Origin of the sequence: Pseudoxanthomonas sp. LjRoot125, from assembly GCF_964252705.1 — a bacterium.
In the GTDB taxonomy this organism is placed as follows: domain Bacteria; phylum Pseudomonadota; class Gammaproteobacteria; order Xanthomonadales; family Xanthomonadaceae; genus Pseudoxanthomonas_A.
The window spans coordinates 2,297,202-2,314,678 of the sequence record NZ_CAXUOY020000001.1; the positions used below are offsets into that span (position 1 = coordinate 2,297,202).

General features: G+C 62.8%; 15 protein-coding genes. 11 read left to right on the plus strand and 4 right to left on the minus strand.

Annotation, left to right across the window (positions count from 1 at the left end; translation table 11 throughout):
- Window positions 1-2 precede the first annotated feature (2 nt).
- From ACSION_RS10620 to ACSION_RS10640, 5 genes are all read left to right on the plus strand, one after another.
- A complete protein-coding gene (locus ACSION_RS10620) occupies window positions 3-851 on the plus strand; it encodes a c-type cytochrome (RefSeq protein WP_228903386.1) in 849 nt (282 codons plus the stop codon).
- Between the two features lie 70 nt (window positions 852-921).
- Window positions 922-1,464: a DUF411 domain-containing protein gene (locus ACSION_RS10625; RefSeq protein ID WP_080955570.1), complete on the plus strand. Its 543-nt coding sequence runs from the start codon at window positions 922-924 to the stop codon at window positions 1,462-1,464.
- Between the two features lie 40 nt (window positions 1,465-1,504).
- Entirely contained in the window at window positions 1,505-3,931 is a 2,427-nt protein-coding gene (locus tag ACSION_RS10630; protein WP_425504918.1) for a heavy metal translocating P-type ATPase, read from the plus strand.
- A 28-nt stretch (window positions 3,932-3,959) separates the two neighbouring features.
- Window positions 3,960-4,274, plus strand: coding sequence for a hypothetical protein (locus ACSION_RS10635; RefSeq protein WP_312771601.1), 315 nt, complete (start codon window positions 3,960-3,962; stop codon window positions 4,272-4,274).
- A 74-nt stretch (window positions 4,275-4,348) separates the two neighbouring features.
- Complete coding sequence (locus tag ACSION_RS10640; RefSeq protein ID WP_435305929.1) at window positions 4,349-4,900, plus strand: DUF305 domain-containing protein; 552 nt, start codon at window positions 4,349-4,351, stop codon at window positions 4,898-4,900.
- Here ACSION_RS10640 and hutG read toward each other — a convergent pair.
- The 4 genes from hutG to hutC are packed head-to-tail and all read right to left on the minus strand — an operon-like array spanning window position 4,897 to window position 9,815.
- Window positions 4,897-5,859: a formimidoylglutamase gene (gene hutG, locus ACSION_RS10645; RefSeq protein WP_232310123.1), complete on the minus strand. Its 963-nt coding sequence runs from the start codon at window positions 5,857-5,859 to the stop codon at window positions 4,897-4,899. The genes ACSION_RS10640 and hutG overlap by 4 nt on opposite strands.
- Window positions 5,856-7,394 carry a histidine ammonia-lyase gene (gene hutH / locus ACSION_RS10650; protein WP_198146936.1) on the minus strand — a complete coding sequence of 513 codons (1,539 nt, stop codon included), beginning with the start codon at window positions 7,392-7,394 and terminating at the stop codon, window positions 5,856-5,858. The genes hutG and hutH overlap by 4 nt, the downstream gene beginning before the upstream one ends.
- Window positions 7,391-9,082 carry a urocanate hydratase gene (gene hutU, locus ACSION_RS10655; protein ID WP_425504919.1) on the minus strand — a complete coding sequence of 564 codons (1,692 nt, stop codon included), beginning with the start codon at window positions 9,080-9,082 and terminating at the stop codon, window positions 7,391-7,393. The genes hutH and hutU overlap by 4 nt, the downstream gene beginning before the upstream one ends.
- Before the next feature lie 7 nt (window positions 9,083-9,089).
- Window positions 9,090-9,815 carry a histidine utilization repressor gene (gene hutC, locus ACSION_RS10660; RefSeq protein ID WP_046932594.1) on the minus strand — a complete coding sequence of 242 codons (726 nt, stop codon included), beginning with the start codon at window positions 9,813-9,815 and terminating at the stop codon, window positions 9,090-9,092.
- Between hutC and ACSION_RS10665 the strand changes: the two genes are divergently transcribed.
- From ACSION_RS10665 to ACSION_RS10690, 6 genes are all read left to right on the plus strand, one after another.
- Window positions 9,814-10,365 (plus strand): CopL family metal-binding regulatory protein, encoded by a 552-nt coding sequence (locus ACSION_RS10665; RefSeq protein ID WP_155944463.1) that lies wholly within the window; start codon window positions 9,814-9,816, stop codon window positions 10,363-10,365. The two genes, hutC and ACSION_RS10665, sit on opposite strands and share 2 nt — an antisense overlap.
- 183 nt (window positions 10,366-10,548) lie before the next feature.
- Window positions 10,549-13,203 carry a TonB-dependent receptor gene (locus tag ACSION_RS10670; RefSeq protein WP_435305930.1) on the plus strand — a complete coding sequence of 885 codons (2,655 nt, stop codon included), beginning with the start codon at window positions 10,549-10,551 and terminating at the stop codon, window positions 13,201-13,203.
- A gap of 68 nt (window positions 13,204-13,271) precedes the next feature.
- The gene (locus tag ACSION_RS10675) at window positions 13,272-13,961 is read left to right on the plus strand and encodes a PepSY domain-containing protein (protein ID WP_054668670.1); all 690 of its coding nucleotides are present in this window, start codon (window positions 13,272-13,274) and stop codon (window positions 13,959-13,961) included.
- Complete coding sequence (locus tag ACSION_RS10680) at window positions 13,958-15,784, plus strand: PepSY domain-containing protein (RefSeq protein WP_277726205.1); 1,827 nt, start codon at window positions 13,958-13,960, stop codon at window positions 15,782-15,784. The genes ACSION_RS10675 and ACSION_RS10680 overlap by 4 nt, the downstream gene beginning before the upstream one ends.
- A gap of 114 nt (window positions 15,785-15,898) precedes the next feature.
- Window positions 15,899-16,462 (plus strand): RNA polymerase sigma factor, encoded by a 564-nt coding sequence (locus ACSION_RS10685; protein WP_277726204.1) that lies wholly within the window; start codon window positions 15,899-15,901, stop codon window positions 16,460-16,462.
- Window positions 16,459-17,400, plus strand: coding sequence for a FecR family protein (locus ACSION_RS10690; RefSeq protein WP_054665510.1), 942 nt, complete (start codon window positions 16,459-16,461; stop codon window positions 17,398-17,400). Before ACSION_RS10685 ends, ACSION_RS10690 begins: the two co-directional genes overlap by 4 nt.
- Window positions 17,401-17,477 lie beyond the last annotated feature (77 nt).

Here is a 17,477-nt window from a genome sequence, read left to right on the forward strand (position 1 = left end):
CAATGAAATCCAACAAGAAGATGTGGGTATGGCTCGGCGCCGGCGTGGCATTGGTTGCGGTGGTCGCAACCGCCGCGGTCTCTCTGGGCGTGTACAACGTGGCCGCTGATGATCCGCATAGTCGCCCGGTGTATGCGCTACTTGAAACGGCGCGTGAGCGTTCCATTGAGGTGCGCGCCGCCAAGCTTCAGGTACCCACGAACCTGGATGATCCTGAGCGTATCCGCCAGGGTGCGGGCAACTACAACGCTATGTGTGTGACCTGTCATCTTTCGCCAGATGCGGCGGCCACCGAGATGAGCAAGGGTCTGTACCCCGCGCCACCAAACCTAAGCAAGCACCCGGTGGGTCCAGCTGAGGCGTTCTGGGTGATCAAGCACGGCATCAAGGCCAGCGGCATGCCTGCGTGGGGCGGCAGCATGGACGATGAGTTCATCTGGAACATGTCGGCCTTCCTGCAGAAGCTGCCCAAGCTGGACAAGGCCGGCTACCAGGCGTTGGTAGCCAGCAGTGATGGCCATTCACACGGTGGCGGTGAGACCGGCGGGCACTCGCATGGCGAGGAAGCGGGTGCAGATCACCATGGCGGCGGTGATAGCGAAGAGATGGGTGATGGCCATGGCCATGGCCAGGGGCATGAAGCAGGTGGCATGGGCATGGACATGAGCAAGCCTAAGGAAGGCACCACGCATGTGCATGCCGACGGCAAGACGCACGTGCATGCGGCCGAGCCGGCAAAGCAACCTGCGCAGGCCAAGTCCGAGGGCGAGCACGATCAGCACGGCTCCATGCCAGCCAAACCAGCCGAGCCAGCTCCCAAGGCCGATGACGGCCACGATCACCAGCATTGATCCCTTCATGGAGCTGCCCCGGCTCCACGCCCGAGCGCCTCGGCGCTCGGGCATCTCTTAAGGAAGCATGATGAACACTTCACGCAGCTGTCTCTTTCTGCTGGCCACGGCTTTGTCGCTGACCGCATGCGCGCGCCCCGAATCGGCTGTCAATTCAGAGGCGGCATCGGACGCCCAATCTCCGACATCGGCGGCTGCGCAGCAGGTCACTCAACCGCAGCGTCCGTTGCCGTTGGTCAAAGTACATAAGAGTGCGACCTGCGGTTGCTGCCAACTGTGGGTGGAGCATCTGGAGAAAGCAGGTTTTACGGTTGAGGTGCACAACAGCGAAGACCTCAACCCGATCAAGGCGCGCTTGGGCGTTCCCTATGGACGCGGCTCGTGCCATACCGCCGAGATCGATGGCTACATCGTCGAAGGTCATGTGCCGGTGCAGGACATCCTGCGCCTGCTGCGTGAGCGCCCGGTAGGCCGTGGATTGGTGCTACCGGGGATGCCTGCCGGTTCTCCTGGCATGGAGATGCCCGACGGACGCGTTCAACCCTATACGGTGGAGTTCGTACTGCCCGATGGCACCACGCAGCCTTACGTCCTGCACGGTCAACGCAGCTGACAGTTTGCTCGCGATCCCTTCTTCCAGACCAGAGTGATCCATGTCCCCTCATTCCCACGATGAAGCCGGCAAGGCGATGCCGCAGGGTGCCAGCGATGGTCCAGACTCGGTGCGTGATCCGGTATGCGGTATGCAGGTCTCCGCGGCTAGAACGCCGTACCACGCCCTGCATGGCGGAACGAAGTATCACTTCTGCTCAGCCAAATGCCGAGAGCGGTTCATCACCAATCCCGTCCGCTCTACGGACGATGCTCCCCAGCAAGTTGAAGTGACCGCCCCAGCAGCGGTGGTCCAACCCAGCGGTACCCACGCCACGGTCTACACCTGCCCGATGCATCCGCAGATTCGTCAGCCAGGTCCCGGCACCTGTCCGATCTGCGGCATGGCGCTGGAGCCGGAGATGCCCTCGCTGGAGGGGGACGACAATCCGGAGTTACGCGATTTCACCCGAAGGTTCTGGTGGACATTGCCCTTGACCTTGATCGTCCTAGTCTTGGCCATGCTGGGACACCGTCTGCCCGGCTTGTCCACGCAGGCGCGCACCTGGATTGAGCTCGTGCTGAGCGCTCCAGTGGTGCTCTGGGCGGGGTGGCCATTCTTTGAACGCTGCCTGCAGTCCATCGGCAATCGCAGCCCCAACATGTGGACGCTGATCGGCATCGGCGTGGCCGCCGCGTTTGGCTACAGCGTGGTGGCCACCGTGGCACCGGGCCTGTTTCCGGACTCTTTCCGCGAGCATGGACGGGTAGGGGTCTACTTCGAGGCGGCAGCGGTCATCGTCTCGCTCACCCTGCTCGGACAACTGCTGGAACTGCGGGCGCGTTCCAAAACCTCGGCGGCCATCAAGTCCCTGCTGGGATTGGCGCCCAAGACGGCTCGCCGCGTCAAACCCGATGGTGGCGAAGAGGACGTTGCGCTGGATCACGTGCACGTGGGTGATCTGCTTCGCGTACGACCGGGCGAGAAGGTGCCGGTCGATGGGGAAGTCATCGAAGGCCGCACCAGTGTTGATGAGTCGATGCTGACCGGTGAACCCATTCCGGTGGAGAAGGCTGTCGGTGATCACGTTATAGGCGCCACGCTCAACGGGACGGGCGCCTTGGTCATCCGGGCGGACAAAGTGGGATCCGGGACGGTACTGGCGCAGATTGTGCAGTTGGTAGCCCAAGCCCAGCGCTCCCGCGCGCCGATGCAGCGTATGGCGGACAAGGTGGCGTACTGGTTTGTCCTGGCCGTGCTGGCCACGGCGGTGCTCACGTTCTTCGGATGGGGCCTGTTTGGACCCGAACCGTCCTGGACCTTTGCCGTCCTCAATGCCGTATCGGTTCTGATCATTGCGTGCCCGTGCGCCCTAGGTTTGGCTACCCCCATGTCGATCATGGTCGCCACCGGCCGCGCTGCACAGGTCGGGGTCCTGTTCCGCGATGCTCAGGCGATCGAACAGCTACGTCTGATCGACACGTTGATCGTGGACAAGACCGGTACGTTGACCGAGGGGCGTCCAGCCTTTCGCGACACGCTCTCCTACGCCGGCTTCGATGCCGATCAGATCCTCAGCTTGGCTGGCAGCTTGGAGCAGGGCAGTGAGCATCCCTTGGCCGAGGCCATCGTGGCTGAAGCCCAGCGACGTGGCTTGAACCTGGTGGCCGCCCAAGATTTCGATTCGCTCACCGGTCAAGGCGTTCGCGGGCGCGTGTCCGATCAGGATGTTGTGCTTGGCAACCAAAGCTTGATGGCATCGATAGGGGCTGATGTTGCGCCCTTGCAGAGCAGCGCTGAGCGTCTGCGCAAGGAAGGCGCCAGCGTGATGTTCCTGGCGGTCAATGGACGATTGGCCGGTGCCATTGCGGTAGCAGATCCAATCAAAACCACGACCTTGCCTGCCTTGAACCTGCTACGTGCCGATGGCCTGCACGTGGTGATGGCCTCCGGTGACGCACAGGCGACGGCCGAGGCCGTGGGGCGCACGCTGGGCATCGACGATGTGCGTGGCGGCGTCAAACCTCAGGACAAGGCCGAACTGGTCCAGCAACTCAAAGCCCAAGGGCGTCGTGTGGCCATGGCCGGCGATGGCATCAACGATGCGCCGGCCCTGGCGGCAGCCGATGTGGGCATCGCGATGGGGACGGGCACGGATGTGGCCATGTCCAGCGCCCAGCTCACCCTGGTCAAGGGTGATTTGAGGCGCATCGTGCAAGCCCGTGCCATCTCGTCTTCGACAGTGGCCAACATGAAGCAGAACCTGGGCTTCGCCTTCGTCTACAACGCCATCGGCGTGCCCATCGCCGCCGGCCTGCTGTACCCCAGCTTCGGCCTTTTGCTCAGTCCGATGATGGCGGCCCTGGCCATGAGCCTGAGCTCGGTTTCGGTGGTCACCAATGCCTTGCGTTTGTCCGGCTCCACCGTTGTTGCCACCTCTCACCCTGACCGCGCCGATGAGCCTGCGCGCGGCCATTCCTGTCACTGATGGCTCATATCCCACAAGGAGTACTGCAATGAAGCGTTATGCCTCCCTCTCGATGATGGCCCTGTTCCTGATGGCCGGCGCGGCCTTCGCCGGTGGCCAGACCACCACGCCCACCACCGACCACGGCCAGCACAAGCCGATGGATCATAAGAAGCAGGAGCATGGTCAGCACAAGCCGGCCGCGGCCGATGCCGACTTCACTAAGCTCGATGCCAACAAGGACGGCTCGTTGTCCAAGGAAGAGCTGGCCAAGCACAAGCTGGCACCCCACTTTGGCATGCTCGATAGCAACAAGGACGGCAAGCTGAGCCAGCAGGAATTCGCTGCCGGCAAGGGCATGTAAGTGTTGTCGGCCTGGGAGCCGCATCAGCGGCTCCCAGGTTCTTCTGCCGTTCTGCCATTCCCACGGAGATTGTTATGACCTCTTCGCACGGTACGCACGAAAACGCGCACGACCCGCAGTCCCGGCACGCAAAGCCGCACGCCTCGCACCCACCTGCCCACCAGGCCCAGCAAGGGCATCAAGGCCACTATGGCCGCCTGTTGTTGATGATGGGCCTGTCTTTCGTGGCCATGTACGCCTTGATGTACGCCATGGTCGATCAGTGGGCCAACGTCTATAACAACGTCAACCAGTTCTACATGGCGGGCCTGATGGCCGCTCCCATGCTGCTGATCGAGCTGTGGCTCATGTCCAGCATGTACCCCGATCGTCGACGCAATCTGATTCTGGCTGCTCTGACGCTCGCGTTCATGCTGTTCTGCTGGTGGGGAATTCGCACGCAAGCAGCGGTCACTGACAAGCAGTTCATCCGTTCGATGATTCCCCACCACGCTGGCGCCATCCTGATGTGCGAGGAGAATCGCCTGAAGGACCCTGAGTTGGTGAAGCTCTGCCAAGACATCATCACCTCGCAGACACAGGAGATCGCGCAGATGAAGCAACTGTTGGCTGACCGCTCCCGCTAGCTCACTGCCTTTTGCCAGCCGGTATCACCCCATTGAGCGTGCGCACTGACCATGCGGTGGATCAAACGCGCGGCCACACGTGCGGTGGCCTGATCCGGATCCAAGGGCGGACACAGTTCCGCCACGTCGACCACACGTACCTTGCCCGAGGCCATGACCAGATCCAGCAGGGCTTCCAGGACCTCCAGACTCACTCCGCGTGGGTTGGGGGCACTCACGCCCGGGGCCACAGCCTGCGGCAGCACGTCCAGGCACAGCGTCAGGTAGATCACGTCAACCGCCTCACACCACGCACGCAGCACCTCAGCCTGTGCCAGCCAGTTCCAGGTGCACAGCACGTCATCGGTGAGGTAATGGGCGCCTTCGCGCTCGGCCGTGGCGAATAGACGCGGTGTGTTGCCGGATCGACTTACACCAATGCAGTGATACTGCAGCGGGGAGCCACTGCTGCGGGCATGCTCCAGTGCCTGCAGGAAGGGCGTGCCCGAGCTCGCACTGCCTTGCTCACGCAGATCAAAGTGTGCATCGAAGTTGAAGATGCCGATGCGAGCGTTGGATGCGCCCAGGTGACCCCGCAGTGCGGCGTAGCTGGCATAGCCGATCTCGTGCCCGCCGCCCAGACCAATCACCCAATGTCCCTGATCCAGCAGTTGCTGCGCTCGATGGGAGTAGTGGGCCTGCGCCAACTCCAATGCCTGATCCGCGCAGGTGATGTCGCCCGCATCGTAGAGCGGAGCACAGTGGAGCACGGGCAGGTTGGCCAAGGCGTTGCGAAGTGCACCGGGTCCTTGTGCGGCGCCCAGTCGGCCGCTGTTACGACGAATCCCTTCATCGCTGGCAAATCCCAGCAGAGCAATGCCGGGCGCCTCAGGCTGCGGGTCCAAGACCACCCTTTGGTGCCAGCGTTGCGTATCGGCGGTGGCCGGCAGGTCCACGCGTCCGTGCCACGCCAGATTCACGCGCGCAGATCCTGCAGCGGCCAGTCCAGGAACGCGCGCAAACCGCCCCGCTCGATCAAGGCTTCCATCGCCTGCATTTCCGGGGCCAGATAGCGATCCTCATCGTAGCGGGGGACCTCGCTACGCACCTGTGCATGCACTGCCTCCAATGCCTGCGAAGACGCCAGCGGCCGCCTGAACTCAATGCCTTGGCAGGCGGCGAGCAGCTCGATGGCCACGATCCGGCGCACGTTGTCGGCTACCTCGCGCGACTTGCGCGCGGCGAAGGTGGCCATGCTGACGTGATCCTCCTGATTGGCCGAGGTGGGCAGGGAGTCCACGCTGGCCGGGTGGGAGAGGGTCTTGTTCTCGCTGGCCAGGGCGGCCGCGGTCACGTGCGCGATCATGAAGCCGGAGTTCACGCCCGGATTGGCGACCAGGAAGGCGGGCAAGCCGGAGATCGTGGCATCGATGAGTAGGGCGATGCGCCGTTCCGACAGTGCGCCAATCTCGGACACCGCCATCGTCAGCTGGTCCGCGGCAAAGGCCACCGGCTCGGCGTGGAAGTTGCCGCCGGAGATCACCTCGCCGGTGTCGGTGAATACCAGCGGATTGTCGGAGACTGCATTGGCTTCGGTCAGCAGCACGTGGGCGGCGTGCTGCATGACATCGCGCACCGCGCCCATGACCTGAGGCTGACACCGAAGGCTGTAAGGGTCTTGCACGCGGGTGTCGTTGTGAAGGTGCGATTGGCGAATGGCACTGCCGGCCAGCAGCCGCTGGTAGTGCGCAGCCACTGCTATCTGGCCCGGCTGGCCACGCACGGCGTGGATGCGCGGATCGAACGGAGCATCGGAGCCGCATGCCGCATCCACGCTCATCGCGCCGGTTAGCACGGCGGCTGCATAGACTTGTTCGGCAGCAAACAGCGCCATCAGCGCAATACCCGTGGACACTTGGGTACCGTTGAGCAGCGCCAGCCCTTCCTTGGCGGCCAGTCGGATGGGAGCGATCCCGGCGTCTTGCAGCGCTTGGCTGGCCGACATGATCTGCCCGTCGACGCGTACCTGGCCTTCGCCCATGGCCGCCAAGGTCAGATGCGCCAAGGGGGCCAGATCACCGGATGCACCGACCGAACCCTGGGCGGGGATACAGGGCCAGATCCCGGCGTTGTAGACCGCGATCAGGGTGGTCAGCGTCTGCTCGCGCACACCCGAGTAGCCCCGCGCCAGGGAAGCGATCTTGGTGGCGAAGATCAGGCGCACGCAGGCATCGTCGAGCAATGGCCCCATGCCCACGGCGTGCGAACGTACCAGGTTGGTTTGCAACTGTTCCAGTTGCTCGCGTGGGATGTGGACTTTGGCCAGTTTGCCGAAGCCGGTGTTGATGCCATAGGCCGGCTCGCCGGCGGCCACGATGGCCTGCACGGCCTGCGAAGAGGCGCGGACGTTGTCCCAGCAATCTGCGTCCAGGGCGATGGGATCAGTCCCTTGCGCGATCTGCCGCAGCTGGGCCAACGTCAGCTGGCCCGGTGTCAGGGTAAGCATGCGATTCACTCCAGAATGGCCGGCAGGGTCAGGCCATGCTCACGGGCACAGGCCAGTGCCTGCTCGTAACCCGCATCGGCGTGGCGCATCACGCCCGTGGCTGGGTCGTTCCACAGCACACGCGCCAGCCGGCGATCGGCTTGCTCGGTGCCATCGCACACGATGACCACGCCCGAGTGTTGCGAGAAGCCCATCCCGACGCCGCCGCCATGATGCAGGCTCACCCAGGTCGCACCGCCACTGGTGGCCAGCAGCGCGTTGAGCAGCGGCCAGTCCGAGACCGCATCGGAGCCATCGCGCATGCCTTCGGTTTCACGGTTGGGGCTGGCTACTGAGCCGCAGTCCAGGTGATCGCGTCCGATAACAATCGGTGCTTTGAGCTCGCCATTGCGCACCATTTCGTTGAAGGCCAGCGCGGCCTTGTGGCGCTCGCCCAAGCCCAACCAGCAGATCCGTGCGGGCAGACCTTGGAAGGCAATGCGCTCGCGGGCCTGGTCCAGCCAGTGGTGAAGATGCGTGTTGTCAGGAAACAGTTCTTTGACCTTGGCATCGGTCTTGTAGATGTCTTCTGGATCCCCGCTCAGGGCCACCCATCGGAACGGGCCCATGCCGCGGCAGAACAGCGGACGGATACAGGCGGGCACGAAGCCGGGGAAGGCAAAGGCGTTGTCCACGCCCTGATCCAGCGCCACCTGGCGGATGTTGTTGCCGTAATCGATCGTCGGCACGCCCATGGCGTGGAAATCGAGCATCGCGCGCACATGCGTGGCACACGAGGCCGCAGCAGCCTGCGCCAGCTCGCGTCGCTGACCATCGTCACCGCCGCGCGCCTGTTCCCACTGTGAGAGGGTCCATCCGGCGGGCAGATAGCCATTAATCAGGTCATGCGCTGAGGTCTGATCGGTCACGGCGTGAGGGCGGGAACCTCCATTGCGCGCGCGCGCGACGAACTGCGGCAACAGTTCGGCCGCATTACCCAGCAAGCCCACCGATACCGGCGTCGGGCTGTGTTCGATGATCTGCAAGGCTTCATCGATGGAGTAGGCCTTGTGATCGACATAGCGGGTGCGGATACGAAAATCGATCCGAGACTCCTGGCACTCGATCACGATGCTGCTGGCCCCGGCTAAGGTCGCCGCCAACGCCTGCGCGCCCCCCATACCGCCCAAGCCGGCGGTGAGGATCCACTTGTTCTGCCAGTTACCACCATAGTGCTGGCGACCCAGCTCAACGAACGTCTCGTAGGTCCCCTGCACGATGCCCTGGCTACCGATGTAGATCCAACTGCCGGCGGTCATCTGCCCGTACATCATCAAGCCCTTCTTATCGAGCTCGTTGAAATGCTCCCAGGTCGCCCAATGAGGCACCAGGTTGGAGTTGGCGATCAGTACGCGCGGTGCATCCGGATGCGTGCGGAACACGCCTACCGGTTTTCCCGATTGCACCAACAAGGATTCATCGTCCTCTAGCGCCTGCAACGTGGCCAGGATGCGATCAAAACTTTTCCAGTCACGCGCGGCACGACCGATTCCACCGTAGACCACCAGATCTTCCGGGCGCTCGGCCACGTCGGGATCCAGGTTGTTCTGGATCATGCGGTAGGCCGCTTCAGTCAGCCAGCTCTTGCAGTGCAACTGGGTGCCGATCGGAGCGCGAACGGTGCGCGTAGGGGAAGCGGAGCGTTCCAAGGTATCCATCAAATCCTCAAGGGGTCAGGGGGGCGCCAACCTGGAAGGTGCCCACAAAGCGGTAACGAGATGCCGGGTGAATCAACCGCACAAAGCTGGCCACCTGTCCGCGCGACCACGTACGTCGGGTCAGCACCAGCAACGGATCGCCTTCGTTGATCTTCAGTTGCGCGGCCAGACGCTTGCTTGCCGTCTCGGCTTCGATCACATGTTCGGCGCGCTCCAGCGGCGCAACACGCATCAGGTACTGGTGCGGAATCTCGGTGTGGAAATCGATGTCCAGGTAATCCGGCGCCACGCTGGGTTGCACGAAGCGATCCTCCAACTGCACCGGCTTGTCATCGCTGTGGTGGAGCAGGCGACTGTGGAACAGCTCCGTACCGGGTGTCAGGCCGAAGTTGGTCGTCACACTGGAGCGCGCCTCGACCGTCTCGCAGATCAGCACTTGGACCGAGTGTGTCTGGCCGCGTGACTGAATCTCTTCGCGAATATTGCGCACCTCGAACATCGCCGATTCGGCCTTGGGGCCGGCGACGAACGTGCCGACGCCTTGCACCCGGGTCAGTACGCCGGCATCGGTCAACTCGCGCAGCGCTCGATTCACTGTCATGCGAGACAAGCCAAACTTGGCCGTCAGTTCGTTCTCGCTGGGGACGCGACTGCGCGCGGGCCAGTCGCCGTTGGTGATGTGACGCAGGATGAAGTGCTTGAGCTTCTGGTAGTGCGGCTTGGGTTCGTCCATGGCCCAAGCATTACATGTCTATACAACCAGTCCAACCACTTTCGATGCTGTGCTGCACAAGCAGTTGACACTAAGAATTTCCTCGTGTTATTGCTGTGGTATAGACAACCTGCGGGTTCGCCACACGCTCATGCCGTCGCTTCGCGTGCTACTGCGTATGTTCCTGATCCTCGTGCTCTGCGCGGATGGGATCCTTAGCGCGCAGGCCACTACGCGGATGGCCGTGCGACACATTCCTCCCCCAGGCGCGGTGAATGGCACCCACTCGGTGCATGGCGGCGCGCGTGTCAATGAACGCGCCAAGATTAGTAACGATTGCAACAAAATTCTTCCCGGCGGCAAGCAAGCCGGGCAGGGTGATCAGAACGATCATCAGTGCGACTGCAGCACCACCTCCTGCGACTGCAGCTGTGTGCTCACCTTTTTCGCCGGGCGTGTGCCGGTCATCTTTGCCGCCCGGCACGCCCTGACGAGCACCTACCTACCTACGCCCGAGTTGCCGCCGCTGCGACGACAGGTATCCCGGCTGTTCCGACCTCCCATCGGCTAATGCTGCTTGGTCGCCATTGATTGGCGACGTCTACGCACGCCCTGATGTCGCATAGGCCCCCACGTCTGGGGCACCAGGGTCATACGCATGCATTGCCCTTCGGGGGAGAGAGAACCCATGTACTTCAAGCGCAATCCTTTGGCGGTATCCGTCGGTGCCCTTTTGTGCGCCGGTTTTTCCACGGTGGCTCTGGCTCAGCAGGCTGAACAGGGCGCCACGAGCGAGTCGGCCAAGACGCTGGACACCGTCCAGGTCACCGGCAGCCATATCAAACGACTGCAGCTCTCCGGTGTTGGTCCGGTCAGCGTGGTTGATGCCGAAGCCATCGAGCGCTCCGGCGCCACTTCGGTGGAGACGCTGCTGCAGCGCCTGCCGGCCTCGGCCGGTTTTGCCGGCAGCCAGTCCAATGCCTACTGGGCCGAGAACGGCTACGGCACTACTCAGGTCAATCTGCGCGGCCTGGGCATCAACCGCACGTTGGTTCTGCTCAATGGTCGTCGTGTGGTCAATGGTGGCACCGGTGCCAACAGCTCGGTTGACCTGAACATCATCCCGGTAGCGCTGATCGAGCGGATCGAGGTCCTCAAGGACGGCGCCTCAGCCATCTACGGTGCCGATGCCGTGGCGGGCGTGGTGAACATCATCACCAAGAAGAACTACGACGGTGCCGAGGCGGCGGTGCGGTACGGACAGACCTTCGAAAGTGATGGCGAAGAAAAGTCGTTCGATTTCGCCTGGGGTATTACGTCGGACCGCGGTTCGTTGATGGCCGGCATCAACTACTCGGAGACCGGCGCGGTCAACATGGCCTCACGCGCACCGTGCGGCTTGGGTGAGGTCGACGGGCAACTCGAATGTGTGGGCAGCTCGGCCACCATCGGTGGGCGCGCATTGCTAGCCGACGGCTCGCGTGTGAACTTCAACCAGGATCCCAATGGTGACGGGGATTTCTATGAACCGTATTCGGCGGCCAAGCACAACTACAACGGCAATCCCTATCTCAATGCCGTCAATCCGATCAAGCGTTTGAGCTTCAGCCTGTTCGGCGACAGCACTGTGAATGAAACCACGCGCGTGTTCACCGAGCTGATGTTCACCAACCGCCAATCCGATCAGCTGGCCACACCCGGCAGCCTGGGTGTCTATCGCCCGATCAACATCGCGGCCAGCCACCCGACCAACCCGACCGGCCAGGACCTGCTGCTGCAGCGCCGCCGTCTGGAAGAGGCCGGCCCGCGCGAGTTCTTCCAGGAAACCAATACCTTCCGCGTGGTCGCGGGCATTGAAGGCCAGTTGGGCATGAACTGGGACTGGTCGGCCGCGCTGAATTGGGGCCGCAACACTGGTGTGGATGGCTCGACCAATGTGGCGAACCTGGACCGGGTGGATGACACGCTCAACACCGCGCTGTGCAGCAACACTCCCGGCGCGGCGATCCCCTGCGGTGACTATCTCGGCTACGGCGACCTGACCCCCGAGGTGCTCAACTACATCCTGTTCAGGACGCGCGACAACGGCGGCAACGACCAGAAGAGCTTCACCGCCAACATCAGCGGCCAGCTATTCGAGATGCCGGCCGGTTGGGTGGGCTTTGCCTCCGGCATCGAGGTTCGCAAGGAGCGTGGTTGGCGCGATCCCGATCCGCTGACGGTACTGGGCATTGCCAACACGAACCAACAGGATCCGATCGCCGGTGAGTACACGGCCAAGGAAGCCTTCGCCGAGTTTGCCGTGCCGCTGCTTCAGGACAGCGTGATCGCCGAGAGCCTGACGCTCAATGCCGCCGTGCGCTACTCCGATTACGATCTGTTCGGCGAAGACGTGAACTACAAGGTGGGCCTGGATTGGCAGATCGTGCCGTCCTTGAAGGTGCGCGCCAACTACGCCACGGCTTTCCGCATCCCCAACATCCCCGAGTTGTTTGGTGGCGTAGCCGAGGGCAACCTGACCACGACCGATCCCTGTAGCGGCTGGAGCAGCTTGCCGGCTGATTCGGTAGTGCGTCAGAACTGTCAGGCGTACGGCGTGCCGGCAGGTTACGTACAGCCGGGCAACACGATCCTGACCACCTCCGGCGGCAATCCTGACCTCGAGCCGGAAGATGCCAAGTCCCTGACCGTGGGTGCGGTGTGGACGCCGAGCTTCTTGCCGGGACTGACGCTGACGGTGGACTACTTCAACATCAAGATCGACAACGCGATCCAGCGTATCGATGGCTCAACCAAGCTGTCGATCTGCTACAACACCCCGGGCCTGGCGCATCCGTTCTGCGGCAATGACAACTTCACCCGCAATCCGATCACCGGTGAAGTGGACTTCCTGTCGTCCCAGCCGGTCAATGCGGCCAACGAACGGGTACGGGGCATCGACCTGGGTGGTCTGTACGAGTTCGCGGTTGCTGGCTTCGATTCGACCTTGAGCGTGGATGTGTCCTATCTGGACCAGTACGACGTGCGGCCGTTCCCGGGCGCGGATGTGATCGAGTACGCCGGCAAGATCACTGGTGGCCGTGGCAGCTTTACTCACTGGCGCGCCTTGACCTCGCTGACGATGGAACGCGAAGCCTGGTCCGGTTCTTACAGCTTGCAGTACATCGGCAAGGCGGATGACATCAACGCTAGCCCCGGCGACATTGGCGATCACGCACCCAGCGTGACCTACCACAATGTCCAGCTCAAGTACGCACCGAACAAGACTTTCGATGTGTCCTTCGGCATCGACAATCTGTACGACAAGAAAGCCCCGTTTATCCAGAGCTACACCGACGCCAATACCGACACGATGACGTATGACCTGCTGGGTCGTCGTTGGTACGCCCGCGTGGGATACCACTGGTAAGACCTGCTTGGCCTGCTCCCGTCCTGGTGACGGGAGCAGGCGTTGTCCTCTTGTCGAACGAGATCACTATGAAATCGGCTTTCTGGGCACGCAAGGCCCACAAATGGATTGGCCTGATCATTGGCGTGCAAGCGCTGCTGTGGATGATCAGTGGCGTGTACATGACGGTCATCTCCTTGGACATCATCCATGGCGATCACTTGGCCCATGCCCATCAGCAGCCGCTGGTGGCACCCACCCACTTGTCCGGTGAGGAACTGCAGCGGCGCTATCCGGGCATGACGCAGGTCAAGCTCAAGCGACTGCTTGAGCGGGATGTCTACGAGATTCACGCGCGCGATCAGGTGTACCTGCTGGACGCCACGACGGGGGAGGTGCTCTCCCCAGGTGATCAGCAGATGGCGATCGCCTTGGCAAAAGACGTCTATCAGGGCCAGGCACCCGTAGCTCGGGTCGAGTGGGTCACTCAGGCGCCACAAGAAGTGGCCACCCGCCCGGTTCCCATGTGGGCGGTGCACTACGCCGATGCCGGTGAAACCACCCTGTATTTCTCGCCCTATAGCGGCGAGCTACTGGCGCGGCGGCACAGCCTGTGGCGCTGGTTTGATTTCCTGTGGATGTTCCACATCATGGACTACGAGGCCCGTTCGGACGTCAACAACACCTTGTTGCGCGTGGCCTCGGCAGTTGGCTTGGTGTTCGTGCTCAGCGGTGCCTGGTTGTTGTTCTACAGCTTTCGCAGGAGGGCCGCAGCATGACGCCCTGGATGAGAACGCTGCACAAATGGGTCGGCTTGATCATCGGCTTGCAGTTGCTGCTTTGGATGGCCAGTGGCGTGATGATGAGCTGGCTGGACCACGATCAGGTGCAGGGCCATGAGTTCCAGGCGCACGAGCATGCGGCCCATGAGTGGCCTGCCAATGCCCGTTCGCCGGCCAGTTTCCTGGGTGGAAACAAGAAAGTCAGTCGCGTCAGTTCGGGCTGGTTGCTGGATACCCCGGTCTATCAGTTGGCCGATGCCCAGGGCATTACCTTGGCCAACGCCGTGTCCGGCCAACCCATTGCCTTGGACGCGGCCTGGGCCACACGCCTGGCGCAAGCCTCCTATACCGGCCCCGGTACGTTGAAAGCACCGCGCCTGTTGGAGTGGAGTGGTGAGGTACGCGATCACGAAGGCCGACTGTGGCGCGTGGATACCGACGATGGCCAGGACACCACGGTGTACCTGTCTGCGCAGACGGGCGAGGTGCTTTACCACCGCAACAAGACCTGGCGCCTGTTCGATGTGTTCTGGATGTTGCACATCATGGACTACACCGGGCGCAAGAACTTCAACAACCCGTTGGTGGTCACCGCCGCGATCGGCGGTCTGTGGTTGGCCCTGACCGGCATCTGGCTGCTGTTTGCCAGCTTCCATTGGAGCGAGTTCGTGCCGCGCCGCTGGCGTCCGGCCCGCGAGTTGTCGGTATTCGGTCCGGATGGGACGCGGCTGCGTACCGTCCGGGCGTCGGCAGGCGACAACGTCTACGTATCGCTGGCGCGCGAAGGCGTGCAACTGCCGTCCAACTGCGGAGGAGGGCAGAGCTGCGGCCTGTGCGAGGTGCGCTTCCGCGGCGCGGCACCCAAAGCCACCGCGGCCGATCGCGCCCACCTAGGCGCGAGCAAGGTCAAGATGGGCTATCGCCTGGCCTGCAACCTGGCCGTGACGGAAGACACCGATGTCGAGGTGGCTGGCGGGGCTAGTCTGTGGACCGAGTATGGCGCCACCGTGGAGCAGGTCACGGCCGTGACGCCTTTCCTGCGCGAGATCGTGCTCAAGCCCGATGAGGCCCCCGGGCCGGAATATCAACCTGGCGCTTACTTGCAGGTGCATGTGCCCAACTACGAGGTACCGGTGAACAAGCTCGTGCGGCCCGAGCACCACCATCAGGAGTGGGCGGGCGTGGACCTGCCCGAGAAGTTGGTCAACCGCGAACCGGTTCGTCGGGCGTATTCGCTCGCCTTGCCTGTCGATCAGGCACAGGGGCGACTGACCTTGCTGGCCCGCTTCAGTCCTGGACGATCGGACAAGAAACGCCATCCTCCTGGCAGGGGCTCAACCTACCTGTACACGCTCTCGCCCGGAGATCGGGTCTGCTTCAGCGGCCCCTTCGGCGACTTTGCGCTCAAGCCTCACGGACGGGAGAAAGTGTTCATCGGTGGCGGCGCCGGCATGGCTCCGTTGCGCGCGATGATTCGGACGCTGTTGGCGGGGCAGGGCTGTGAACGGATCCATTTCTGGTATGGCGCGCGCAGTCTCAAGGAAGCGCCCTACATCGAGGAGATGGAGCGCCTGGCCCAGCAGCACGAGAACTTCAGCTGGCATCTGGTGCTGTCGGATGAAGCGCAGAACGACGATGCGTTATTGCGGGGTCTGGTGCATGAGGTGGCGCATGACCGCCTGCTTAAGGCCCATCAGGCCTTGGCCGATTGCGAGTTCTACTTGTGCGGACCGCCGGCCATGCTTAAGGCCACACGCGAGTTGCTGACCCGGCTGGGTGTACCCGACAGCCAGGTGGCTTTCGACGACTTCAAGATCTGAAGTAGCCCCGCCGGCCGAACGTGCCGGCGGGCGGCGTGTACCGGATTTTTCCCCTGCACTCGTCCCAGTGAGTGGACGTGCTTGAGCCTGCCTGATGAATCAGCGAGTAGCCCGGTGACCACGGCGCTGGATGAGTGGTTCATATCCCATGTCCTGCCGCTGGAAGGCTTGATCCATGCCTTCCTGCGCCGGCATGGACATGAGGACAGCGAGATTCCTGATCTTAGGCAGGACGCTTACGCACGCATCTATGAAGCCGCGCGACGGGGCTTGCCCGCGCAGACCAAGCCCTTTGTCATGACCACCGTACGTAACCTGCTCATCGATCGTATCCGCCGCTCTCGCATTGTGTCCATCGAAGCGATGGCCGATGTGGAGCAAGCGGTCATGCAAAACGATGAGGTCACGCCTGAGCGACATCTAAGTGCCCGTGATGAACTGCGCCGCTTGCAGCAAGGCTTGCAGAAACTGCCCCACAAATGTCGACAGATCGTGGAACTTCGCAAGATCTACGGCCTATCCCAGCGCGAAGTGGCCGGACGGTTAGGGATCGCCGAAGATACGGTGGAGCGTCAGACCCTGTTGGGCATGCGGGCCTTGGCCGACTTCATGCTCGGCGGTACCGGCAAGATTCAGCGTCCGTCACGGCGCTTCAACAAGGAACGTTCGCAGCCATGAGCCCACACAAGGACATCGAACAGGTCGCGGCGCAATGGATCAACCGTGCCGAGTCCCCGCAATGGACTGCACAGGACCAGATGCAGCTGCAAGCCTGGCTGGAACAGGACACCGCCCATCGTGTGGCCTGGCTTCGTTTGAAGTCGGTGTGGACGCGCGCAGACCGGTTGGCGGCGGTACGCGCCGTGCAGCCGCCACGCATACACCGTTGGCGAGAGCCGATGCGCTGGGCCATTGCCGCCAGTGTTGCCATGCTGGCGGTGCTGTTCACCCTCACGGGGTGGGGCCCTGGCACGCGCTACAGCACCGAGGTTGGCGGCCGGGAGGTGATCGCCCTGTCGGACGGTTCCCGCCTGGAGCTCAACACGCACACGCAGCTGCGCGCGCAGGTGGACCCCTCGCTGCGCCACGTGTGGCTGGACAAGGGCGAGGCATTTTTTGATGTGAAGCCCGATCCCGCGCACCCGTTCGTCATCCACGCCGGCGAGCATCGTGTCGTGGTATTGGGAACAAAGTTCTCGGTCAGGCAGGAACGCGAACGCCTGGAAGTGGCCGTGCTGGAAGGCAAGGTGCGCGTTGAGCCGCTGGTGGCCAAACCGGGACGGCCGCCGGTGATCGTGCAGGGCGGGGGGCTGCTGTATAGCAAGCCGGCGGGCACGCTGGTGGCGGTCAACGCCCAGGACAAGGTGCGCCGGTCCTTGAGCTGGCGCCATGGCACCCTGGAGTTCGATCAAACCACGTTGGCGGATGTGGCGGCCCAGTTCAATCGCTACAACGATAAGCAGTTGGTACTGATGGATCCGGAAACGGCCCACATGCGTGTGGGCGGCAGTTTCGATGCCACAGGTGTGGATGCCTTCGCACGTCTGCTGGCCACCGGCTTCAACCTGCGCGTGGAGACGCAGGGTGATCAGATTCGCGTGTCCCAACCGCACTGAGACGCCAGCAGACATAAATCTGAAATATTTCATACCGGAAGCGTGCCGTCCTCTCGTCACAGATATCAGGCCGATTC

Coding starts and splice junctions, on each gene's coding strand:
- ACSION_RS10620 (WP_228903386.1), top strand. CDS start 3: ATGAAATCCAACAAGAAGATGTGGGTATGGCTCGGCGCCGGCGTGGCA.
- ACSION_RS10625 (WP_080955570.1), top strand. CDS start 922: ATGAACACTTCACGCAGCTGTCTCTTTCTGCTGGCCACGGCTTTGTCG.
- ACSION_RS10630 (WP_425504918.1), top strand. CDS start 1,505: ATGTCCCCTCATTCCCACGATGAAGCCGGCAAGGCGATGCCGCAGGGT.
- ACSION_RS10635 (WP_312771601.1), top strand. CDS start 3,960: ATGAAGCGTTATGCCTCCCTCTCGATGATGGCCCTGTTCCTGATGGCC.
- ACSION_RS10640 (WP_435305929.1), top strand. CDS start 4,349: ATGACCTCTTCGCACGGTACGCACGAAAACGCGCACGACCCGCAGTCC.
- hutU (WP_425504919.1), bottom strand. CDS start 9,082: ATGGATACCTTGGAACGCTCCGCTTCCCCTACGCGCACCGTTCGCGCT.
- ACSION_RS10665 (WP_155944463.1), top strand. CDS start 9,814: ATGGCCCAAGCATTACATGTCTATACAACCAGTCCAACCACTTTCGAT.
- hutC (WP_046932594.1), bottom strand. CDS start 9,815: ATGGACGAACCCAAGCCGCACTACCAGAAGCTCAAGCACTTCATCCTG.
- ACSION_RS10675 (WP_054668670.1), top strand. CDS start 13,272: ATGAAATCGGCTTTCTGGGCACGCAAGGCCCACAAATGGATTGGCCTG.
- ACSION_RS10680 (WP_277726205.1), top strand. CDS start 13,958: ATGACGCCCTGGATGAGAACGCTGCACAAATGGGTCGGCTTGATCATC.
- ACSION_RS10690 (WP_054665510.1), top strand. CDS start 16,459: ATGAGCCCACACAAGGACATCGAACAGGTCGCGGCGCAATGGATCAAC.